This window comes from Antarcticirhabdus aurantiaca (assembly GCF_009765365.1).
Taxonomy (GTDB): domain Bacteria; phylum Pseudomonadota; class Alphaproteobacteria; order Rhizobiales; family Rhizobiaceae; genus Antarcticirhabdus; species Antarcticirhabdus aurantiaca.
The window spans coordinates 1-22,764 of sequence record NZ_VTOM01000024.1; the positions used below are offsets into that span (position 1 = coordinate 1).

Here is a 22,764-nt window from a genome sequence, read left to right on the forward strand (position 1 = left end):
CATCGCTCTGTCCCTCGACCATCGCAAAAAGCAGCAGTAGAGCGCCGTATCTCTGCGCCCAACCGTGCGATCAGCCCCGAAACCTCAAACAACAACCAAGCTCGACGTTTTGACACGGCCTGGACCCATCAGAGACGCTGTTCTAGTCACGATTTTCGCTCGAAAGCGGACGGCGTCGGTCAACGGTAGGCCATGACTGCGGACCAGTTCGTGACCTGCTGGTCGTAGCCGCTTCCGACCCAGCTCTCGATCTCAACGCACGTCCAGGGTCCATTGTCTTGCCAGCATGTGACGAGTTCGTTGGGTGATAGGTAGTTGTAGTACCGACCGAGACTGTCCTTGCCCTCATGCACTCCCGTTTTGAAGCTCGCCCAATCCACGCCGCCATCCACAAGCGCGGTGCGGATCTTCGCGCAAATCCCCGGCAACTCGCTGCGGTGCGCATGGGTCAACGATGCACAGGCGTATATCCCATCGTAGGCTTCGACCGCGTTCAGCTCGTTGAATTTCATCGTTCTGACGGGCTGCCCGAGACGGGTTGAGGCGATTTTGGCCAGTTCTGCCGATCCATCAGACGCATCGACGCTGAACCCGGCGGCGAGCATGGCCTTGGCATCCAATCCGGCACCCGTACCCAATTCGAGAATACGTCCTTGTGGCCTACACTTTTGCAGGAAGCCTAGAAGTTGCGGATTGGTGGCGCTGTCCGCCGCATAGGCGGCCGCATGCTCGTCGTAGAACCCAAGTACCGGATCATGCGTACGCCGCTTGCTCCTTGATCGGCTGCTCCTCCCTGATTGTCGCCGAAAGCGGACGGTCCGAGAACCCCGATCGTGACAAACAAATGAGCCGCGATACCGCCGCTTCAGGAGCCAACTTCCTGCAACTTATCCACGCCCTCTCGCCCCGCCCCTACCTTGCCCTCACCGCCGGCCCATTCGGATGGGCGCGAATGATCACCGGGATCGTTCGAGGGGGCCGGCGGGCGAGGTCCGATGCGGCGTGCTTCTTCCGGAGAAGCGGGCGGCCGGGCGACGCGACGCGCGAGGAGCGGTTCGGGCGGTAAGCGCCCGGGCCGTGGAGTATCCCCGAAGCAGACCCGGGACCCGGTTGGGACAGACCCGAACTCGGGAGGACGCCGCCAGGCATGGGTGAAGCCGCCCGTTTCTGGCTCCGACGCGCGCGGTGCGGGATGGCCCCGCACTGGAAAAGCGCCGCAGTCCCTCGCGGTGGGCGCCGCAGGCGGACCCTTTTTGACGAACAGCATACGTCGCAGGTTCAGCCTGCGGCGCCCCCAGCCCTCCCCGCAAGGGAGGCACCGCATGCTTCAACGCTCCGGCCGCTCCCCATGCGGCGCGGGATCGCGCCCGCGCGCCTCGACGCTGCTCCCTTCTCCCGCTGGCGGGAGAAGGTCGCGGCAGCGGGATGAGGGGTCCGAAGGGCGGGCGAGACGCGTGGCTCGCCCAGGGGTGCAGAAGGCGAAGGACGCTTCGCGACGCTGGTCTTTGCTTGGCCGCTTGGCGGCCGACACCCTCACCCGGCCGGCTTCGCCGTCCCCTGGTCGAGCCGCTCGTCTCGCCCGTCCTTGCGGACCCATCTCCCGCAAGCGGGCGAGGGGAACAGCGCCCTTTCCGGAGAGGGTAGACCACCGCTTACGACCGCCGGAGCCCCCTTGATCCCCGCCCTACACGAACAGGTCCACCACCTCGAACCGGTCGACGTCCACCAGCCCCTTGTCGGAGATGCGCAGCGACGGGATGACCACCAGGGCCAGCAGCGAGTGCTGCATGTAGGCGTTGTTGAGGGTGCAGCCGGCCTCGCGCATGGCGGCCAGCAGGCGCTCGGCCTTCTCGGCGACGATCTCCGCCCGCTCGTCGGACATGAGGCCGGCGATGGGCATCTCGACCATCGCCCGCTCCTCGCCGTCGCGGAAGAACACGACGCCGCCGCCGACCTCGCCGAGGCGGTTGGCGGCGCGGGCCATCTCCTCGCGGTCGGTGCCGACCACGATCATGTGGTGGCTGTCGTGGGCGACCGTCGAGGCCATCGCCATCCGGCCGCGATAGTTGAACCCCTTGACGAAGGCGTTGACGACGTCGCCCGTGGCGCGGTGGCGCTCGACCAGCGCGATCCGGCAGACGCCCTGCCCCTCGTCGCCCTCGACGTGGCCGTCGACCACCGGCAGGCGGGCCGTCAGCGCCTTCGTGGGCGCCTGGTTCTCGACGACGCCGATGACGCGCACCTCCGCGCTGTTGGCGCCTGCCGGTGCCGCCACCGCGAAGTCGTCGGCGGCCAACGACTTGCCGAGCCGCACCGTGTTCTTCGCCTCGGGCGGATAGCTGTAGGCCGGCATGTCGAGAAGGAGTTGCCCTGCTGCCGCCGCCTCGACGCCGCGGGCGTAGACCGCGTCGATGGTGAGCTCCGCCAAGTTGGAAACGAGCAGGAAATCCGCCCGCCGCCCCGGCGTCGCCGAGCCCACCTCGCGCTCCAGGCCGAAATGCCGGGCCGTGTTCAGCGTCGCCATCTGGATCGCCGTCACGGGCTTCAGCCCCTGCGCGATGGCGTGCCGCACCACGCGGTCCATGTGGCCCTCCTGAACCAGGGTGCCGGAATGGCAATCGTCGGTGCACAGAACGAAGGAGCGGGAATCGACCCCCATCTCGGTCACCGCCCTCACCTGCTCCGCCACGTCGTACCAGGCCGAGCCGAGGCGCAGCATGGCCGTCATGCCCTGGCGCACGCGGGCCGCGGCGTCCTCGGCGCGCGTGCCCTCGTGGTCGTCCTGCGGCCCGCCCGCGACGTAGCCGTGAAACGGCAGGCCGAGGTCGGGCGAGGCGTAGTGCCCGCCGACCACCTTGCCGGCCTTCAGCGTCTCGGCGATGCCGCCGACCATCATCGGGTCGTTCGACGCGACGCCAGGAAAGTTCATCACCTCGCCGAGCCCGATGATGCCCGGCCAGCCCATCGCCTCGGCGACGTCCGCCGGCGAAACGCTCGCCCCCGCCTCCTCCAGTCCCGGCGCGGAGGGGACGCAGGACGGCATCTGGACCCAGACGTTGACCGGCTGCGCCATCGCCTCGTCGTGCATCAGCCGCACGCCGGAAAGACCCAGAACGTTGGCGATCTCGTGCGGGTCGATGAACATCGAGGTCGTGCCGTGCGGGATCACGGCACGGCAGAACTCCGTCACCGTCACCATGCCGCTCTCGACGTGCATGTGCGCGTCGCACAGTCCCGGCACGAGGTAGCGCCCCTCCGCCTCGACGACGGTCGTGTCCGGCCCGATCGCGTGGGACGCGTCCGGCCCGCAGTAAGCGAAGCGTCCCGCGACGATCGCGAAGTCGGTGTCGGGGATGATCTCGCCCGAATGGACGTTCACCCACCGCGCGCCGCGCACCACGAGGTTGGCGGGCGCCCGCCCCGTCGCGACGTCGACGAGGCGCGGAGCGACGGCGTGGAAGGGCTGGATCGGCTGCATGATCGGGCGTCTCGAGATTGGCTTCGTTGCGCTGCAACCTACAGAGCCGGCGGGCGGGCGGGCAAGCCGCGTCGTTTCGGCGCAGGCCGCGGACGGATGGTGCGGACGACGGGGGTCGAACCCGTAATCCCTCACGGGCGGCAGATTTTAAGTCTGCTGCGTATACCAGTTCCGCCACGTCCGCACGTGCCGCCTGATCGCGGTGCGACGCCGCGCTGTCAAGGGGTTTCGCGGGATCCGGCGCCCCGCTCCGGCAGACGTTGGAAGGCGCGATGACTGTGCCGGCTTATCATTCTTCTAGAAAGCGGCGGCGACGAAATAATCCGGCAACAATAAAAAGGCTGGCGAAGACTTTACCTCATGACACGGCCCGGCGAACCCGATAGTCTCTTCCTAGACGCTTCGCGCAGGCATGAGGATCGTTTCTCTTCGAGGGAGCTGAACGATGGAACGCGACGGCACGCACGACATCATGAAGATCCTGTCTTTCGAGGTCGCGGGCTCGGAAGCCGCCGAGCGGCTGCGAGAATCCGAGATGCTGCGAAGCCTCAAGAAGCAGAACCTCGCCCTCGACCATCTTCGTCGCGCGCTCGACAGCGAGGACGAGATCGACGAGACGTCCTCGATGGCGCGCGAGCAGGCCGAGGCCGGCCTCATCTTCTGATCCCTGATTCCCGATACGGCAAAAAGCCCGGCGCAGAATGCTGCACCGGGCTTCTGCTTGGGTGCGGACGGCGCCCCTTCGAGGCGCCGCGCGCCGGGATCAGCCGAAGAGCTTGGCCGCGATCTCCGCGATGTGCTTGCCCTGGAAGCGGGCGCCGGCCAGGTCCGTCTCGGACGGCATGCGCGAGCCGTCGCCGCCGGCGACCGTCGTCGCGCCGTAGGGCGAGCCGCCGACAATCTCGGACATGCCCATCTGGCCCTGGAAGGCATAAGGCAGGCCGACGATCGTGAGGCCGTGATGGAGAAGGATCTTGTGGATCGAGAACAAAGTCGCCTCGTTGCCGCCGTGCTGGGTGGCCGAAGAAGCAAAGCCGCCGCCCACCTTGCCGACCAGCGCGCCGCGGAACCAGAGGCCGCCGGTGCGGTCGAAGAAGGACTGGACCTGCGAGGACACGTTGCCGTAGCGCGTCGGCGCGCCGACGATGATCGCGTCGTAGCCGGCGAGATCCTCGGGCTGCGCCTCGGGATGGCCCTTGTTCTCGCGGAAGCCGGCGGCCGAGACCACCTCGGCGGGTGCCGTCTCGGGCATGCGCTTGATGTCGACGGTGGCACCCGCCTCCCGCGCGCCCTCGGCGACGGCGCCGGCCATCGCTTCGATGTGGCCGTAGCTCGAATAGTAAAGAACGAGAACCTTCGCCATCGGGTCGATCTCCTCTGCATTGACAACCGTGAGGCGACGCCGCGCCGCCTGCTGGAGGCGAACATAGAGGGATGCGGCCAAACGCGAGAGCCACGATCGGCGCGACGCACTGTTTCACCGGGACGCACCACGGCCCAAGCCGGGCTTGCAAGCCGCTTCGCCGGGAGACAAGTAGAGCGCCCCTTCTCGAAAGTACCGCCATGTCCGATCTCGATCCGCCGCTCTCGACCGCCGCCATGCTCGCCATCGGCGACGAAATCCTGTCCGGCCGGACCAAGGACAAGAACATCGGCCACCTCGCCGACATCCTCACGGCCGCCGGCATCGACCTCAAGGAGGTGCGGATCGTCTCCGACGAGCCGGAGCGGATCGCCGCGGCGCTCAACGACCTGCGAACCGGCTACACCTACGTCTTCACGTCCGGCGGCATCGGGCCGACCCACGACGACGTCACGGCGGACGCCGTCGGTCTCGCCTTCGGCCTGCCCGTGGACGAGCATCCGGAAGCGGTGCAGCGCTTGTCGGAGCACTACGCCGCGCGCGACCTGCCGTTCACGCCCGCGCGGCGGCGCATGACCCGCACGCCGGAAGGCGCGACGCTGATCGACAACCCGGTCTCCGTCGCGCCTGGCTTCCGGATCGGCAACGTCTTCGTCATGGCGGGCGTGCCGGCCGTGTTCCGGGCGATGGTCGACGCGGTTCTGCCGACGCTGCCCGCCGGGCGCCTCATGTTGTCGCGCGCCATTCCCTGCGCCCACGGCGAAGGCGTGATCGGCGATCCGCTCGCCGCCATCCAGAAGCGCTATCCGGGCGTCGCCATCGGCTCCTATCCGAAGTTCGGCGAGGGCAAGCCGTCCACGGAACTCGTGCTGCGCTCGCGGGACGAGGTTGCGCTGGACGCCGCGGCCGACGAGGTCCGCGCCATGGTCGCGGCGCTCGACCAAGCAGGCTGAGCTTGCCGGGGGCCGGCCGAGCCGCTATCGCAGCCCCACGACGGATGGAGATGCAAGGAAGATGTCGGCGACGGAAAAGTCCTTTCCCGTGTCATGGGAGCAGTTCCACCGCGACGCGCGGGCCCTTGCCTGGCGGCTCGCCGGCGCGCGCGCCGAATGGAAGGCGATCGTCTGCATCACGCGCGGCGGGCTCGTTCCGGCCGCCATCATCGCCCGCGAGCTCGGCACGCGGCTGATCGAGACCGTCTGCATCGCGTCCTATCACGACTACAACGAGCAGGGCGATCTCAAGGTCCTCAAGGAAATCTCCCCGGCGCTTCTGGAGAACGAGGGCGACGGCATCCTGATCGTCGACGACCTCACCGATACCGGAAAGACGGCCGCCCTGGTGCGCGCCATGCTGCCCAAGGCGCACTTCGCGACCGTTTACGCCAAGCCGAAGGGTCGCCCGCTGGTCGACACCTTCATCACCGAAGTCAGCCAGGATACCTGGATCTTCTTCCCCTGGGATCTCGGGCTGACCTTTCAGGCTCCGATCGCCCGCGGCTCGGCGGGCTGAAGCGAGCAGGCGTCAGGCGCGGGCGAGGTCGAACTCGGCCGTGAGCGAAAGGCCGGCCGGCTCCCAGCGCCGGTCGATGGTCCCGCCCTGCTGGTGGACGATCAGCGTTTCGAGGAGCGTCGTTCCGAAGCCGTTGCGCCGCGCCGGATCGACGAGCGGGCGCGGCACGGTTTCCTGCCACTCGATCCGCAGCCTCCGATCGCCCAGCGAGGTCGGCACTTCGTTCCAGGCGACGTCGAGCCGCCCCTCGCCCGATTGGGCCAGCGCGCCGTACTTGGCGGCGTTCGTCGCGAGTTCGTGCAGCACCATGCCGACGGTCACCGCCTCGCTGGCGATGATCCGCACGCTGGGTCCCTTGACGCGGATCATCTCGTCCGCCCGGTAGTGGCGCAGTTCCGCGTCCAGCAGCGCATCGAAGGTCGTCGTCGCGCCCTCGCCCGCCAGCAACAGGTTATGGGTCTGGGCGAGCGAGGCGACGCGGTCCAGCAGCGCGCGGCGCAGATCCTCCGGCACGTCGTGTCCCTTGAGCGACATGGCGACGATCGCCTGCACCGTCGACAGGCTGTTCTTCACCCGATGCTCCATCTCGCGGATCATCAGGATGTTGCGCTCGCGCACGGCGGCGTTGGCGACGATCTCCGCCCGTAGGTCGAGTTCCGTGCGCAGCATGTCGGCGAGATCGGACAGGATCGCGCGCTGCTGCGGCGACCAGTCCCGGGGCGCGTAGTCGACCGCGCAAAGAACGCAGGCCTCGCCGCTCATAGCATCGAAGACCGGGACGCCGAGATAGGCGCGAATGCCGCTATCGCGCAGCGTCTCGACGCCGCTCGTGCGCGGATCGGCGAGGATGTCCCGGATCGCCACCGGCTGCTGCTCCGCCACGACGTGCCGGCAGATCGAGGCGGCCAGCGGGAACTGGCCGACGGCGACCATGTCCGGCGGCAGTCCGATGTGGCTCTTGACGTGCACATGCGTCTCGTCGACGAGCGAGACATAGGCGGTGGGCACGTCGAGAAGGCGAACGGCAAGGCGCGTGACGCGCTCGAAGCCGGCTTCCGCCGCCATCAGCGGCAACGAAGCCGCGTCGCTGCATGCGTTGCCGCTCATCCGATTGCCGCCCTTCCCCGCAGATGTCCAACCGCTGACTGGTCTTCGATCTCCGCCCTGAACGACGATGAACCCAATTCTTTCCAAGCGGCAAGGGCGATTAGTTGGAGGGCGAGCGAACTTCCGGTTCTGGCTATCAGAACCGGAGCGGATCGAAATTTCGGCCTCGTCTTCAGCGGCCGGTAACCAAGACCCGTCAGGATACCGGGCACGTGCCCCGCGCCGATCCTCCCCAGGCGGCGATGGGCGAAATCTGTTGATAAGTCTGCCTGCCTCTCGCCGTGCCACGCCCCGCTTCCAGACTCGACTCCAGAGTTGCGGCATTGCCGCCCCCGGAATGCGGGGCTTTCGAGTCGAATGCGAAACGTCGGACAGCGACGCCGAACTTGTTGTGGACGGACCAGCTTCCCGACTCGCCCACCGAGCCGCAACACAATATATAGACGCAATGAACGCCGGCACCACAGCCTATTGTGCGGCAGGGCCGAATCGTTGAATCATCATACGCATCGTCGCGGGGCGTTTCATCGCCATTTGTCCGCGCCTCTTCGAGGAGTTGTCTCATGGGCCTGACCATCGCGCGCCGCTACACCAAAGCCGGCACCAGCCCCTACGCGGACATCCCGTTCCGCAAGGCGACCAGCGAGATCCGCAACCCCGACGGCTCGATCGTCTTCCGCCTCGCGGACATCGACGTACCCGCCCAGTTCAGCCAGGTGGCGAGCGACATCCTCGCTCAGAAGTACTTCCGCAAGGCCGGCGTGCCGAAGGTCCTGAAGAAGGTCGAGGAGAACGACGTTCCCTCCTTCCTGTGGCGTTCGGTCGCGGACGAGGAGGCCCTTGCCGCCCTGCCCGAGGATGAGCGCACGGGCTCGGAGATGGACGCGCGGCAGGTGTTCAGCCGGCTCGCCGGCACCTGGACCTATTGGGGATGGAAGGGGGGCTACTTCGAGAACGAGGACGATGCGCGCGCCTTCCGCGACGAGCTCTGCTTCATGCTCGCCACCCAGAAGGTCGCGCCGAACTCCCCGCAATGGTTCAACACGGGCCTGCATTGGGCCTACGGCATCGACGGGCCGAGCCAGGGCCACTTCTACGTCGACCCGTTCACGGGCGAGCTGACGCGCTCCGAGTCCGCCTACGAGCATCCGCAGCCGCATGCCTGCTTCATCCAGTCCGTCCAGGACGACCTCGTCAACGAGGGCGGCATCATGGACCTCTGGGTGCGCGAGGCGCGCCTGTTCAAGTACGGCTCGGGCACCGGCTCGAACTTCTCCCGCCTGCGCGGCGAGGGCGAGAAGCTGTCGGGCGGCGGCAAGTCCTCCGGCCTGATGAGCTTCCTCAAGATCGGTGATCGCGCGGCCGGCGCCATCAAGTCCGGCGGCACCACGCGCCGCGCGGCTAAGATGGTGGTGGTCGACATCGACCACCCCGATATCGAGAAGTACATCTCCTGGAAGGTCCAGGAGGAGGAGAAGGTCGCCGCTCTCGTCACGGGCTCCAAGACCGTCTCCAAGCACATGAAGGCCATCCTCTCGGCCTGCGTGAACTGCGAAGGCTCGGGCGACGACTGCTTCGACCCGAACAAGAACCCGGCCCTCAAGCGCGCCATCCGCGACGCCAAGAAGGCGCAGGTGCCGGAGAACTACGCCAAGCGCGTCATCCAGTTCGCGCGCCAGGGCTACACCCAGATCGAATTCCCGGTCTTCGACACCGACTGGGATTCGGAAGCCTATCTCACGGTCTCCGGCCAGAACTCGAACAACTCGGTGCGCGTCACCGACGAGTTCCTCCAGGCCGTCGAGGAGGACCGCACCTGGGACCTCACCGCCCGCAAGGACGGGCGCGTCGTCAAGACGCTGCCGGCTCGTGAGCTGTGGGAGCGCATCGGCTACGCTGCCTGGGCTTCGGCCGATCCCGGCATCCAGTTCCACACGACGATCAACGACTGGCACACCTGCGCGGCGGCCGGCCCGATCATCGCGTCGAACCCGTGCTCCGAGTACATGTTCCTCGACGACACGGCCTGCAACCTCGCCTCGCTGAACCTCCTTCAGTTCCGGGAGACCGGTGGGCGCTTCGACACCGAGGCTTTCGAGCACGCGACGCGCATCTGGACGATCGTCCTCGAGATCTCCGTCATGATGGCGCAGTTCCCCTCGAAGGAGATCGCGCGCCTTTCCTACGACTATCGGACCCTCGGCCTCGGCTTTGCCAATATCGGCGGCCTCCTGATGACGGCCGGCATCCCCTACGACTCCAAGGAAGGCCGCGCGATCTGCGGCGCGATCTCCGCGCTGATGACCGGCATCGCCTACAAGACCTCGGCCGAGATGGCCGGGGTGCTCGGCTCCTTCCCCGACTACGAGCGCAACGCGGAAGGCATGCTGCGCGTCATGCGCAACCATTCCCGCGCGGCCGCCGGCATCGCGAACGGCTATGAGGGTCTCTCCGTCGACCCCGTGCCGCTCGACCACGCCTCGCTCAAGGACAAGCGCCTGTCGGGCCGCGCCAAGGCGGCCTGGACGGAAGCCGTCGAGATGGGCTCGCGCCACGGCTACCGCAACGCGCAGGTCTCGGTGATCGCGCCGACCGGCACGATCGGCCTCGTCATGGATTGCGATACCACGGGAATCGAGCCGGACTTCGCTCTGGTGAAGTTCAAGAAGCTCGCCGGCGGCGGCTACTTCAAGATCATCAACCGCGCCGTTCCCGAGGCGCTGCGCACGCTCGGCTACACCGAGGCGCAGATCGCCGAGATCGAGGCTTATGCCGTCGGCCACGGCAACCTCGACCAGGCGCCCGCGATCAACCCCTCGACGCTTCGCGCCAAGGGTTTCGGCGACGAGCAGCTGGCCGCCCTCAAGGACGGGTTGAAGAGCGCCTTCGACATCAAGTTCGCCTTCAACAAGTGGAGCCTCGGCGAAGCCTTCTGCCGCGACGTCCTGAAGATGACGGACGAGCAGCTGAACGACGTCACCTTCGAGATGCTGCCCTTCCTGGGCTTCGCCAAGAAGGACATCGAGGCCGCCAACATCCACGTCTGCGGCGCGATGACCCTGGAAGGCGCGCCGCACCTGAAGGACCAGCACCTGCCGGTCTTCGACTGCGCCAATCCGTGCGGGCGCATCGGCAAGCGCTTCCTCTCGGTCGAGAGCCACATCCGCATGATGGCGGCCTCGCAGCCCTTCATCTCGGGCGCGATCTCCAAGACGATCAACATGCCGAACGAGGCGAGCGTCGAGGACTGCCAGAACGCCTACATGCTGTCCTGGAAGCTGGCGCTGAAGGCCAACGCCCTCTACCGCGACGGCTCCAAGCTCTCCCAGCCGCTCAACGCCTCGCTGATCGCCGACGATGAGGAGGACGAGGAGGTCGTCGCCGAGCTGACCGAGGCGCTCATCGCCGCCCCCGCCCCGGCGCGCGCGGCGGAAGTCGCCGAGCGGATCGTCGAGCGCGTGATCGAGCGCGTCACCCGCGAACGCGAGAAGCTGCCGAACCGCCGCAAGGGCTACACCCAGAAGGCCATCGTCGGCGGCCACAAGGTGTACCTGCGCACCGGCGAGTTCGACGACGGGCGCATCGGCGAGATCTTCATCGACATGCACAAGGAAGGCGCCGCCTTCCGCGCGATGATGAACAACTTCGCCATCGCCATCTCGCTCGGCCTGCAGTTCGGCGTGCCGTTGGAGGAGTACGTGGAGGCCTTCACCTTCACGCGCTTCGAGCCGGCCGGCATGGTACAGGGCAACGAAGCGATCAAGAACGCGACTTCGATCCTCGACTACGTGTTCCGCGAGCTCGCCGTGTCCTATCTCGGCCGCCACGATCTCGCCCACGTCCAGCCCGAGGAGCTCAGCGCCTCGACGATCGGCCGAGGCGTGGCGGGCGACAAGCCGGCGCCGCTGCCGATTTCCTCCGGCATGGTCCGCGGCCAGACCAGCCGCTTCCGGCTCGTGTCGACCAACGACCCGGTCGGCTCGGCCGCCGGCCAGCCGGCACCCGGCGCCGCCAAGCCCGCCGCATCGCCTGCGACGGCCGCCGCGCCGAAGCCGGGCAGCGTCGCTGCCGCCGCCGTCGCTCGCGTCGGGGGGCCGGCGTCGCGCGGGAGCGTTGCGGCGAGCGCCGCCTCCGGCTCGGCAGCCCTCGCCGTCGCCGCCAGCCTCGACATCGCCGTGGACCCCATCAAGGGCTTTCGCCGCGACTACGAAGCGGCCCCGTCGACCGAGACGTCTCCCGCGCAGGCGCTCTTCGAAACCACCGGCGCCGAGAGCGACGCCGCGGCCAAGCCGAAGGCCGCCAGCGCAAGCGAGCGCCGGGCACAAGCCATGATGAAGGGGTACACCGGTGACAGCTGCACCGAATGCGGCAACTACTCCATGGTCCGCAACGGCACCTGCCTCAAATGCGACACGTGCGGGAGTACTTCAGGGTGCTCGTAGTATGCCGAGCTTGATGGTGACCCTGATGCGTCACTCATTCTGGTCCAGCTAAAAACGGCACCTTGGTTTGCCTCAGCGGCACTTCTGACAGGCCACTTGGCACGTTAGGTCTGCCTCAGTCGTAAAATAGCGATCCGAGCCCGATTTCGCGGGGCTCGGGTCGTCCTCCAAACCGGTTGATCTCCGGAACCGGCGAGACCTGATCCGACGCCTATAGACCGCTCGCCACCTCTTCAGTCCTGCGCACCGTCGGTGCGCAGGAGTTTTAAGAAGAACATATCAGGATCAAAGTCTTAACAACCGCCTCTCACGTTACGTGCTTGCGGTTCGCTCAAGTGGCTGACTGATCGTCACGACAGGCACCGCGCTGTCACTTCGGCCGTCTAGGACGGAGCCTCCGGATCCCGGCAAAAAGCCGATGCATCTCGAGCCGGCGCTTCCGCGAGCAGATCCGCAAACAGGAGACACCTCCCATGGCGAAGAAAGCAGCGCAGAGCGTCACGAGCCTCGGCGCGACCAAACGAGCAGGCGGCCGCAAGCCGATCCCCTACAATACGCGGGCGCTTCTGTGGGCTCGTGCGGCCGGCCGCTGCCAGTACACGGGATGCAACAGGTCGTTGATCGGCGACCTCCTGTCCGGGTCGCCGAACGCGAACTTGGCCGCGATTGCCCATATCGTCGCCGACTCCGAAAGAGGCCCTCGCGGCGACGCGGTCTTGTCACCCAAGCTCGCCGTCGCCGTCGAGAACCTGATGTTGGTGTGCGACGTCCATCACAGGATCATCGACAGCCACGATCGCGTAGCCGATCATCCCGCGAGCCGATTGATGGAGATGAAGCGGCTCCACGAGGAACGGGTCGAGATCGTCACGGGGGTGGCCGAGGATCACGGCTGTCACGCCGTCCGCTTCGCGGCCAGGATCGGCGACAACGAGTCCCCGGTCGGAAAAGGCATGATCCAATCGTCACTTTCGCCAGACCGGTACGTCGTCGCCGGCGGCTGGATCGATCTCGATGTCGTGAATCTCGACCTCCCGGACCACGATCCTGCGTTTTGGGCCATCCATCTGCGCAATCTCAGGCGAGGTTTCACCGAGAAGGTCCGCGGTCGGATGGAACGCAGCGAAATCGAGCGCCTCGCCGTCTTCGGGCTCGCTCCGATCCCTCTCCTGTTCGAACTTGGTCGCCTCATCTCGGACATCTCGAACGCCGAAGTCCGTCAGCTCCTGCGTGATCCGAAGGGATGGTCGTGGGCGGAAAACTCCAGGCCGGTGCGGTACACGGTAAGCGAACCCGCCGGATCCGGCCGTCTGGTCGCGCTCAAGTTGGAGATCAGCGCCTCGATTCACGACGACCGGCTCGCCTTCCTGGGCGCCGTTCCGGTCTGGTCGATAACGGCCGTCGGAGCGCACAACGACATCATGCGACGGCGTGAGGACTTGGCTGAATTCGCCAAGGTGTTTCGAGGGACGCTGGACGCGATCAAGAGCAAGCACGGCGAGGACGTCGAAGTGCATATCTTCCCGGCCGCTCCGGTTTCCGCCGCGATCGAGGCCGGCCGCTCCTGGCAGCCGAAAGCGCATCCCCCCCTCGTCATCTACGACCAGAATCGCACGCTTGGCGGCTTCGTTCAGGCCCACGCGATCAAGCAGGAAGTTTGATCTATGAACATCCTAGCCCCGATGCAGCCTTCGCCTACCTTCGAACGCTTCCTCGACGAGGTCGAACGCGAGGTCGAGGTAAGCGAAAGCCAGGATGCGGCAGCCCGGAAGAGCTACAAGTCTGTCGGCGAGTGGCTCGATCGTCCGGCCTCGGAGTTGCGACCGTACCTGCCATGGGTCTACGCGCAAGGATCGTTCCGTCTCGGCACAGCCATCAAGCCCATAGGTGACGGCGAATACGACGTCGACGCCGTCTGCGAACTTCGAGCCATGTCAAAGGCGGATCGCAGCCAGCGAGACCTGAAGGCCATGCTGGGGCGCGAGATCGAAGCCTACGCGGTGGCGCGGCAGATGTCGAAGGAGCCGACCGAGCGAACCAGATGCTGGACGCTTCACTATGCGGACGACGCCAAGTTCCACCTCGACGTGACGCCGTGCGTGCCCAACCTTGAGCAACGGGCACTCTTGCGGGCAATCGGAGTACCGTCGGACTGGACGGACACCGCCGTGTCGATCACCGACAAGGGCCATCCGAACTACGCGACCGTGTCGGCGGACTGGCCACGTAGCAATCCACGCGCATACGCCGACTGGTTCACGCATCGGATGGGTCAGGTTTTCCTCCGGCGTCGAGCCGAGGTGGCCAAGTCCACCCGCGCCCAGGTGGACGAGATTCCGGTCCATCGCGTCAGAACCCCGTTGCAATCGGCCATCAAGCTGCTGAAGCGACATCGGGACGTGATGTTCAGCGGTGACCCCGAAGACGCGCCGATCTCGATCGTCATCACGACCCTCTCGGCGCATGCCTATCGCCAAGAAGAAACCACGGGACGCGCGCTCGCAGGCATCCTCACGAGGATGGAGGAAGGAATCGGGTACTCGAACGGCCGATGGTCGATACCCAACCCGACCGATCCAGGTGAGAACTTCGCCGACCGCTGGAATCCCTCTGAAAGCAATCCGGCTCCCAAGAAGCACGAAGCCTTCAAAGATTGGCTGGAGGCTGCGCGACGAGACTTCCTCGCGTTGGCGTCGTCGACGGACCGAGCCGCCATGGCGGAGGTGATGGCAAGAGCCGTCGGCAACGTCCCGATCCAAGCGATCCTCGATCGGCACCCTGCCGTCGCCGGACATGGCGTGCTGGCTCGGGTCCGACAATTCGGGCGCTCCGTTGTCGAGCACGCAAATCACAGACGGCGGCCGACGTGGCCGCCTCGCCCGCTGGGTCAAGTCTCGATCTCATCCGCCACGTTCTCAAGGGCGGGTTTCCGTCCCACGCCGATCGGAAGTGACGGCCCCGCTCTGCCCAAGTCGGGTAGTCTTCGCTTCGAAGCGCGGACGAACGTCTCCACTCCGTACAAGATCTACTGGCAAATCGTGAACACCGGCTTCGATGCCGAGCGGGCCAATTGCCTGCGAGGGCGCTTCGAGACCCTTGAGAACGGAAATCTCACGAAGGTCGAGAGCACGCTCTATTCGGGAACGCATTCCATCGAATGCTTCATCGTCAAGGGAGGATATCTGGCCGCAAGAAGCGGTCCCTTCATCGTCAATATCGATTAGGAGCGTCGGCACTTCGAAGGAAGCCTGGCAACCATCCGAATTGACATGGCGAACCTGTCTTAGGGGCGGCAGTAAGCGTGCAGCATGGGCCGCGGCAGGTGCCTCTCGGAGGTTTGGCCATCGCAATCAGGTCCGCTCGGTGAAGTGAACCTCGCGAGCTTCGGTGACCGGTCGCACAACGAACCGAATGTCTGGCCCAGGCCGCCCCGAGCTACATGTTGTCACGCGCTTCGCTCCAGAGCGAACCTGATGGACCACAATTGATCGTCGACGGCGGCGAACCGGTCGTCGATCATCTCGTCCCATCGTCCCGGAAACAGCTTCTCGGCCGCCGACGTCGCTGCCAGCACGGCGACATGGAGCTGATCGCTCTCGATCTCCACCGTCTGAGCTGACGTGCCCAGGTGCTCCTTCAGGAACTGGTCCGTGATGCTCGCGATGGCGACGGACATCGGATGCAGGGAGGATCCCGGACGTCGATGGGCCGTCAGCAGTAGCCCAGCCAGATCCGGACAATTCAGGAGCGTTTGCGTCAGCACCTTGATCCATCCGACGAACATGCCGTTCCCGACGTCCTCAGGCAGAGGGTTCCGAGACCATTCCAGAAGGCTTGCGAACTCCTCGTCGACGACCTGCGCGATCAGGCTCTCTCGCGAAGGAAACATGCGCTTGAACTTGCCATGGCCGATGCCGGCTCTCTCCCAGACCGTTCGCAATGGCAGGTCGGCACCATGCTCCTCGTAGAGCTTGGTGGCGATGCGGACCAGCTTGTGGCGTGTCGTTTTTTCGGAGGCTGAATTCTGCGGCATGTGATGTTCCACGTCGGCGGCGCATCACCTCGTCGCCGTTCCGACGATCATGGAACCACGATCCGCTTAACGAACCCGCCAACCTCCACCTAAGGGGACTTCACCCTCGCACCCGGCGAGATCAGCCGACATCCCTGATCCAAGGTCCAGTGCTCCTCCGAACCGTGACGTGCTGACAGCGCCCGCGTCGCCGCCGCGGGCGGAGGGCGCCCCCCTTCCGTGGGTCGATCGTCGGCAGGGTGTCACATCGAGATATCGCCCCTCGGGAAGCCGGAACATCGTACCGGGTTCATCTGGAGCCAACGTCCTCCGACCATCGTGACAGCGTCTCATCGTGAGCGGAAGAAGCCGAGCCTCGGATCGCGCGTGGCCGACGCCTCGGCCCGGCGCCCTTTGCAGAGCCTCATCGTGGCGCCGATCAGCCGACCTTCGACCGCGTTCAGCATCGGCGCCGAACGCACGCCGCGCATTCCCGACCGGCACGTGGGAACGAGGGGATCCGAGGTCGTGCACATCTGAGACTTTGTACCAAGCTCTTCATGACGCCGTTCCAACGCGACCGGGACGGCGTCACGGCCTGTGCAGGTTCGACTTCGGCTTCTTCGGGACGATGTCCCGATCACGTCGGGACGTCGTCCCGGTTCCACCGACCTCGAGTTCGAGCCGGTCGAGACATCGTCCCGATCACGTCGGGACGTCGTCCCGGTTCCACCGACCTCGAGTTCGAGCCGGTCGAGACATCGTCCCGATCACGTCGGGACGTCGTCCCGGTTCCATCGACCTCGAGTTCGAGCCGGTTGAGACATCGTCCCGATCACGTCGGGACGTCGTCCCGGTTCCACCGACCTCGAGTTCGAGCCGGTCGAGACTTCGTCCCGATCACGTCGGGACATCGTCCCGGTTCCACCGACCTCGAGTTCGAGCCGGTCGAGACTTCGTCCCAGTCAGGTCGAGATGTTGTCTCGTGCGACCGGCGCCGAGTTGGCTGATTCCGGGGCAATGTCCTGAACACGTCAGGACACCGTCCCGACTTCACCACGACGAGGGTCGTCGACGACCTACCGCGTCTCAGCTCCCCTTCGCAGAGGTGGTAGAACGTGTCGCTGCAAGCCGCCGGCCACCAGCCGCCGGAAGGCGGACGAGACCGATCGCAGCCTCCATAGGTCTTGGAGGGCCATTGGACGGTCCGGCAGCGGCGGCTCGTGACCTCGTTGCGAGAGAACCGGGTTCTGGTCCTGAAACGACGAAAGAGGATCTCGATCGGTCCGGGACCTTGTCCCGGTTCAGGTCGCCACGGCCGGTCCAGATGAGCGCTGTCATGCAGGGGGTCGCCATCGATCAGCCCAACGACGAGGAAGCTCTCGTCCGGACGATGGCGGAAGCGGTCGTACAGACGAGCAGTCAACGTTCTCCAACGTCGCAAAACCATGACAAGCGCAAGCAGAGCCATTCATGTTATGGCTTTTTCGAATAAACCATAATATACGCGGCCGTGTACGATCATGTGATGGGTTTCAGATGCGCCGGGACGACCTGTCGGAAGCCGTGAAGCAGAGGCTGAAGCGGTATCCGCCGCCTTACGACAACCACTACGGCGTAGTCGTGGCCCCGCCGCCGGTAGACGGCATCCCTCTCGCCGAACTGACCGCGACCCACGCGGCCGCGTTGGCGGCCATGGCGGAGATCGACACGACCGCGACGACGATTCCCGACAGCTTCATCTTCAACCGCCTGCTCCAACGTCAGGAGGCGCTCGGCTCATCCGCGATCGAGGGAACCCACAGCACGCTCGACGAACTGTTGCGGGCGGACGATCCCGAGGATGAAACGGTCACCTCCGCCGCCAGGCAGGTCCGCGAGTACGCCATCGCCTTGGAGAGCCTGATCCCGGAGGCTCGAGACCGAGGTCAGTCGATCTTCGACCTGGATCTCATCCGCAGGCTTCATCGGGACGTCATGCGGCACGATCCCGACTACGGGGACGCGCCCGGCGAGTTCCGCGACCGGGTGGTCTGGATCGGCGGCACCGGCGACATCTCGAGGTCCATCTGGAACCCGCCACCGGCCGAGGACGTCGTGCCGAGCCTCGAGGGAACCCTCTCCTACATGCGGGGCGAGGACATGCACATGATGCATCAGAGCATCGTCGGGCGAATGGCGGTCGCCCACGCCCACTTCGAAGCGGTACATCCGTTCCGCGACGGAAACGGACGCGTGGGCCGCCTCTTGCTGCCCCTCATGATGGCGGCCGAAGGACATGTCCCACTTTACCTCTCGTCCTTCATCGAGGACCGGAAGACGGACTACGCGAACGCGTTGAAGGACGCCCAGCAACGAGGTCGTTGGGCGTCCATGATCGGCTTCATGTCGACGGCCGTCGTCGAGACCGTCGCGGAGTTGCGTGTCACCCAGGAGTGCGTCGCGGCGATCAGGGCCGACTGGGAGACCAGACGTCGCTTCAGGAGGAACTCCGCCTCGGCACGCACACTCGATATCCTGTTAAAATACCCGGTCGTCACCATCAACCGTCTGGCCGCCCTTCTTGAGGTCACCTTCGCGCAGGCGGCGATAGCGGTGCGCCAGTTGGAAGAAGTGGGGATCCTTCGCGAACGCACCGGCTTCGCCAGGAACAGGATCTTCGCGGCCGACGAGATCCTGACAGTGATGAATCGTCCGTTCGGGTCGGAACCGGAATGGGAACCTCGAACGCCCGTCGCCGACGCTCGGGTGCCGGAACCGGACACGACATCGGAAGTGTCGCCGAGCCCCAGGCTGTCGTGACCAAATCCACTGACGCCGCGTCGGAGCGCCACCTGGGGCATGCCCCGGCCCAGACTCGCCGGCTCGACGACACGCCCCTCGCCGGCGCTCGGCACAGGCTGCGCGAGCCGGCTACGACGAGCCGTCGTTCGCAGGTCCAGGTCATTTGGACAGGAACATCCGACGCACGCCGTCTCCGGCTCCGTCCATGATCGTGCGCGCCATGCCCGGCAGCTCCACGCTCGCCCGTGCGAAGTCGTCCATCGGGATGAGGTCGTCGCTCTCCGGAGCGTCGAGACGCACGAGGTTCTGTCGGCCGATCAGGAGACCCGCCTGCCCCAAGGCATCCATCGACTGCGCCCGCGAAGCGACCTCGAGTGCACCGCGCCAGTCGAACAGCCCACCGTGCTTCTGACGCCCGCTGATCGAGTAGCGCGCCTGCCCGCATCCGATGCTGAGGATCTGGACGTCGCTCCTGTCGATCTCGAAACATGCAAGGGCGTCGACGAGGGCGTTCATGACGGGATTGTTCGTCCAGATGCCTCCGTCGACCATGACGTGGCCGTTGAGGTCGAACGTTCCCAGGAAGGTCGGGGCCGCGGACGTCGCGCAGGCGACGGCGACCATCTTCTCCTTGCCGTCGCGCTTGTAGTCCGGATGATGCGGCGTCTTGAAGATGTAGGGCTCGCCGTGCACGCCCTCGAAGGCCGGAACGACTAGTCGAGCTGTCGCCTCGCCGAAGAGGGTGTCGTCGAAGACCCGACGTAGCTCGCCCTCGAGGTTCCGCCTGTCGTGCTTGGAGCGGACGAACCGGCGGACCTTGCCGAGAATGCGGTCGACCGGCCCTGCGGGCGGCGGGAACACGTGGTCGCCCCGATCGAGATAGAACTTCAGGATCTCGTTCGCCGTCATGCCCTTTCCCAGGCCGAGCGCGATGATCCCGCCCGTCGACGTGCCCGCGATCATGTCGAAGCACGGCGCGACCGATCTGCCCTCCAGAAAGCGGTCCTCGCACTGCGCGAGGATGGCGGCCGGCAGGATGCCGCGGATGCCCCCGCCGTCGATGCTCAGGATCCTGAAGGGGCGGCCTTCGAGCCACGGCTGGCGCTGGCGCGTCCGATGGATGGTCCCGTCGGATCTTCTGGGAGGCGCCGGCGTCATCGCATCGCCCTCCGGGTGTCCTCGTCGCCTGTCGGGTGACGACCACCGCCCGACCAGATCCCCGTGACCGTCCAGAACTCGTAGAAGGTCAGCCAGTCGACCGTCCAAGGGACGGTGGTCTCGGCGAGCGGCATGGCGGGTGTCCACTCGTCCGTCTCCGGATCGAAGAGGCAAAGCTCCGGCCGAGGGCGGAGAGCCCCGTAGACGTGGGGAAGAGGTCCTTCCTCGTTCCCCTCCCGTCTGAGGAGCCGCGGCCTGATCACCGTGACCACCGGCTGATCCCTCAGAGGATCGAACGTCTCCGGCGTCAGAGGCACCTGGTAGGCGACGCGGACCAGGAAGTCCTGGAACGACGGTCGCAGCAAGCCCCTCCAAACGGCCGACCTCGGATCGAGCTTGCGGCCGCGGAGCTGAGGCCACCGCGCCCTCATGCCCGACAACTGGTCCTCGATGGAAAGGAACGTCATCCCACTCGATCCCCGTAGAAGGTGTGCGGACGGGCCGCGACCGGCGTCACGGCGGCGACGCCGGTCAGCAAGCCGGGCGCCTTGTGGAGCCGAAGCCCTCCGTGCCTGAAGTACGAGTGGCCTCCGTCCGCGACGACCTTGCCGGTACGGCGCATCTGATCCTCGATCACCCGCCCGACCACTCCCTTGCCGAACCAGGTCCGGAGCCGGTCCGTCACCTCGACCAACGGCATGTCGCGGTCGCGGATGGCTTCGAGATCGGCGACGAAGCGCCCGAGGATCCCGGAGAACTCACGCTGCTGCGTCAGGGTCTCCGGCCACCTGTCCGTGAAGACGTCGTCGGGATGGGCTGGATTGCAGACGTGGACCAGCCTGCCCTCGGCCGTGGCGGCGTCGAGGTCGCGCTTCACGAAGCGGCAGAGGCGGATGAGCATGTCCGAGAGCTTCTGGTCGGGCGAGGCCGCGTGCCCGGCGAAGCAGGACAGCATCACCGACGGCGGGATGCGCCCGGGACGCTCCCCGTAGACGACGTTGCGCATCCGCTTCAGGAGCTGCAGAGCGACGACCGCGCTGTTCTTGATCTCGAAGGCCGTCTGCGGCGGGACGTCCTCAACCTCTGCGTCCGCACGTTCCGCCAGCCAGCCGCGCTCCTCACGCAGGCGGCGGCTGTAGGCGTCGGCGAACTTGCGTTCGTAGGGCGTGCGGCCCGTGAACCAGCGGGCGAAGCCCCAGGCGTTCATGTCGACGACCATGTGCGTCGCCGCGGGCGAATTCTCCTTCGCGTGGAAGATGACGCTCTCGCGCTCCGGCGTCCCGGCGAGCCGGACGGCCGGCGTCACGTCGATGTGCATGCCGTCCGAGTATTCGAAGGTCACGCAGCGGGTCTGCCGGACGACCCTCTTCACGTTGTAGCCCTTGGACGCCTCGTAGAGGAGGTCTAGGACGGCGTCCGGATCCGAGTCCGTCGACACGTGGAGGTCGGCGACGACGTCCAGGTCGTAGTCCTCGTCGGTCCAACGTGAGGAGATGGTCGCGTCGATGGCCATCGAGCCCTGCGGGTAGAAGATCCGCACGAGGTCCTGGAGGGGGCTGCCGTCTCGTTCGATGTGCTTGCGGATGGCCTCGTAGCGCGCCACCGCCAGAGCGTGCAGGCCCGGCGGTAGCTGCACGTTGATCGCGATCTCCGCGAGGATCGCGTCGAATCGGTGCTCGAATGGATCTCGCCCTTCGTTCGGGAATTGACGTGGAACCAAGCTCATCTTCTTTCTCCGAACCGTCGCGCCGAGCGCCCTTGCCTGAAATGCTCACGACGGGTTCAATCGCGACGTGGGAAGATCGCGGTGTCGTAATCGTCGACCGTCCGAGCACTACCGGTAGGCGCCAACGACGACGCGAGGAGCGTGATGGAGGAAGCTGCGCGAAGTGCGGGATCCGAGCCGGACGAACCGGAGCGGATCCCCTGCGAGGAGATGGCGGAGGCGCTGCGCTCCTTGACCGGCGAGCAGATGCGGCGCGTCGAGCGGTACGCCCGCAACCTTTGCCTGGGCGGCGGGCGTGACCCGGACGAACTGATCGGGGAGGCCTTCTGCGCGATCATGCTCGGCGACAGGACTTGCAGGCGCGGAGTGGATCCCGTTGCGTTCCTGGCAGGGAGCATGAGGAGCATCCTCTGGAACGAGGTGCGCAAGGATCGTCGCAACGTGCCGCTTCCCGAGGAGAACGGCGAGGTGCTCGTTCCGAAGGAAGTCATGACGGATCCACGTGACGAGAGCGAACTCGTCGACGCCGCCCGTCGCGAACGACTCTTCGAGATGAAGGACGCTCTGGAGACCGCGCTTCTCGAGGCGGAAGACGAAGAATGCCTGCGCCTCTACCAGGCCAAGGAGAAAGGTCTCAGGGGCGCCGCGCTGGCGGAGGAGCTGCAGGTGGACCAGACCCGTCTTCCAACGATCCTCACGCGCCTGAGACGCGCCGTCCGTCGTGTGACCGATGCCTTACCACACCAGATCGATTGACGGACGAGATGCCACCACGAGAGACCATCCTGCCATGACCGGGACCGAGAAGGACTTCGAACTGCTGATCGCCGACATCCTCGCCGCCGACGACGACGCCCCCGCCGACCCGAAAGGCCGTGAGCCGGGCGCGATGTACCGCGCCGCGTTCGCCGCCGCCGAGGCGCGAGCGGCTCAGGAGCGACGTCGTCGGGCGCGGGAAGGTCTCGCCGCCCACAAGGCCAGAGGCGTGGTCGGCGAGGCGCAGGTGGCGGACGCGCGTGCCAAGCTGGCGCGGCTGTCGATCGCGAACGACGACGGCGGCAAGCTGACGATGGCTGCGCGCAAGCAGTCGAGCGACGGCTCCGGCGACGCCGACGTCCTCGCGCAGGCGCTCGCCGAACTCGCGGCGCGCGAAGACTGATGGTCCGGACCTCGGCTCCGTCC

General features: G+C 66.3%; 16 protein-coding genes, 1 tRNA gene and 1 pseudogene. 9 read left to right on the forward strand and 9 right to left on the reverse strand.

From position 1 onward, the window contains the following. Window positions 1–179 precede the first annotated feature (179 nt). From FZN60_RS23040 to FZN60_RS23050, 3 genes and pseudogenes are all read right to left on the reverse strand, one after another. Window positions 180–755, reverse strand: a pseudogene (locus FZN60_RS23040) (methyltransferase domain-containing protein); the annotation flags it as partial. A gap of 929 nt (window positions 756–1,684) precedes the next feature. Then, window positions 1,685–3,478 carry an adenine deaminase gene (locus tag FZN60_RS23045; RefSeq protein ID WP_158875869.1) on the reverse strand — a complete coding sequence of 598 codons (1,794 nt, stop codon included), beginning with the start codon at window positions 3,476–3,478 and terminating at the stop codon, window positions 1,685–1,687. Between the two features lie 97 nt (window positions 3,479–3,575). Then, window positions 3,576–3,662: transfer RNA gene (locus FZN60_RS23050), tRNA-Leu, on the reverse strand. 261 nt (window positions 3,663–3,923) lie between these two features. Here FZN60_RS23050 and FZN60_RS23055 point away from each other — a divergent pair. Further along, window positions 3,924–4,142, forward strand: coding sequence for a hypothetical protein (locus tag FZN60_RS23055; RefSeq protein WP_158875870.1), 219 nt, complete (start codon window positions 3,924–3,926; stop codon window positions 4,140–4,142). 99 nt (window positions 4,143–4,241) lie between these two features. Here FZN60_RS23055 and wrbA read toward each other — a convergent pair whose 3' ends face one another. Beyond that, on the reverse strand, window positions 4,242–4,841 hold the full coding sequence (gene wrbA / locus FZN60_RS23060; protein ID WP_158875871.1) for an NAD(P)H:quinone oxidoreductase: 600 nt from the start codon (window positions 4,839–4,841) through the stop codon (window positions 4,242–4,244). Window positions 4,842–5,041: 200 nt separating this feature from the next. On the opposite strand from wrbA, the gene FZN60_RS23065 reads away from it, so the two are divergent. Beyond that, window positions 5,042–5,794, forward strand: a complete 753-nt coding sequence (locus tag FZN60_RS23065) for a competence/damage-inducible protein A (protein ID WP_246727090.1) — start codon at window positions 5,042–5,044, stop codon at window positions 5,792–5,794. A gap of 61 nt (window positions 5,795–5,855) precedes the next feature. Beyond that, window positions 5,856–6,353, forward strand: a complete 498-nt coding sequence (gene gpt / locus FZN60_RS23070; RefSeq protein ID WP_158875872.1) for a xanthine phosphoribosyltransferase — start codon at window positions 5,856–5,858, stop codon at window positions 6,351–6,353. A gap of 12 nt (window positions 6,354–6,365) precedes the next feature. Here gpt and FZN60_RS23075 read toward each other — a convergent pair whose 3' ends face one another. After that, a complete protein-coding gene (locus tag FZN60_RS23075; RefSeq protein ID WP_158875873.1) occupies window positions 6,366–7,460 on the reverse strand; it encodes a sensor histidine kinase in 1,095 nt (364 codons plus the stop codon). A 563-nt stretch (window positions 7,461–8,023) separates the two neighbouring features. Between FZN60_RS23075 and FZN60_RS23080 the strand changes: the two genes are divergently transcribed. From FZN60_RS23080 to FZN60_RS23090, 3 genes are all read left to right on the forward strand, one after another. Beyond that, the gene (locus tag FZN60_RS23080; protein WP_158875874.1) at window positions 8,024–11,902 is read left to right on the forward strand and encodes a vitamin B12-dependent ribonucleotide reductase; all 3,879 of its coding nucleotides are present in this window, start codon (window positions 8,024–8,026) and stop codon (window positions 11,900–11,902) included. A 473-nt stretch (window positions 11,903–12,375) separates the two neighbouring features. Beyond that, window positions 12,376–13,563, forward strand: a complete 1,188-nt coding sequence (locus FZN60_RS23085; RefSeq protein ID WP_158875875.1) for an SAVED domain-containing protein — start codon at window positions 12,376–12,378, stop codon at window positions 13,561–13,563. 3 nt (window positions 13,564–13,566) lie between these two features. Beyond that, entirely contained in the window at window positions 13,567–15,126 is a 1,560-nt protein-coding gene (locus FZN60_RS23090) for a nucleotidyltransferase (RefSeq protein ID WP_158875876.1), read from the forward strand. Between the two features lie 221 nt (window positions 15,127–15,347). On the opposite strand, the gene FZN60_RS23095 is transcribed toward FZN60_RS23090, so the two are convergent. After that, window positions 15,348–15,935: a TetR/AcrR family transcriptional regulator gene (locus FZN60_RS23095; RefSeq protein WP_158875877.1), complete on the reverse strand. Its 588-nt coding sequence runs from the start codon at window positions 15,933–15,935 to the stop codon at window positions 15,348–15,350. A 1,518-nt stretch (window positions 15,936–17,453) separates the two neighbouring features. Between FZN60_RS23095 and FZN60_RS23100 the strand changes: the two genes are divergently transcribed. Next, window positions 17,454–18,716 carry a Fic family protein gene (locus tag FZN60_RS23100; protein WP_158875878.1) on the forward strand — a complete coding sequence of 421 codons (1,263 nt, stop codon included), beginning with the start codon at window positions 17,454–17,456 and terminating at the stop codon, window positions 18,714–18,716. 141 nt (window positions 18,717–18,857) lie between these two features. Here FZN60_RS23100 and FZN60_RS23105 read toward each other — a convergent pair whose 3' ends face one another. The 3 genes from FZN60_RS23105 to FZN60_RS23115 are packed head-to-tail and all read right to left on the reverse strand — an operon-like array spanning window position 18,858 to window position 21,582. Beyond that, window positions 18,858–19,856, reverse strand: coding sequence for a CBASS cGAMP-activated phospholipase (locus tag FZN60_RS23105; RefSeq protein ID WP_158875879.1), 999 nt, complete (start codon window positions 19,854–19,856; stop codon window positions 18,858–18,860). Next, window positions 19,853–20,323 (reverse strand): type II CBASS E2 protein, encoded by a 471-nt coding sequence (locus FZN60_RS23110; protein WP_246727091.1) that lies wholly within the window; start codon window positions 20,321–20,323, stop codon window positions 19,853–19,855. The genes FZN60_RS23105 and FZN60_RS23110 overlap by 4 nt, the downstream gene beginning before the upstream one ends. After that, window positions 20,320–21,582, reverse strand: coding sequence for a nucleotidyltransferase domain-containing protein (locus FZN60_RS23115; protein ID WP_158875880.1), 1,263 nt, complete (start codon window positions 21,580–21,582; stop codon window positions 20,320–20,322). Before FZN60_RS23115 ends, FZN60_RS23110 begins: the two co-directional genes overlap by 4 nt. 210 nt (window positions 21,583–21,792) lie before the next feature. On the opposite strand from FZN60_RS23115, the gene FZN60_RS23120 reads away from it, so the two are divergent. Together FZN60_RS23120 and FZN60_RS23125 are read left to right on the forward strand one after the other, a co-directional pair. After that, window positions 21,793–22,338: a sigma-70 RNA polymerase sigma factor region 4 domain-containing protein gene (locus FZN60_RS23120; RefSeq protein WP_158875881.1), complete on the forward strand. Its 546-nt coding sequence runs from the start codon at window positions 21,793–21,795 to the stop codon at window positions 22,336–22,338. Then, entirely contained in the window at window positions 22,313–22,741 is a 429-nt protein-coding gene (locus FZN60_RS23125) for a hypothetical protein (RefSeq protein WP_158875882.1), read from the forward strand. The genes FZN60_RS23120 and FZN60_RS23125 overlap by 26 nt, the downstream gene beginning before the upstream one ends. Window positions 22,742–22,764: the final 23 nt, after the last annotated feature.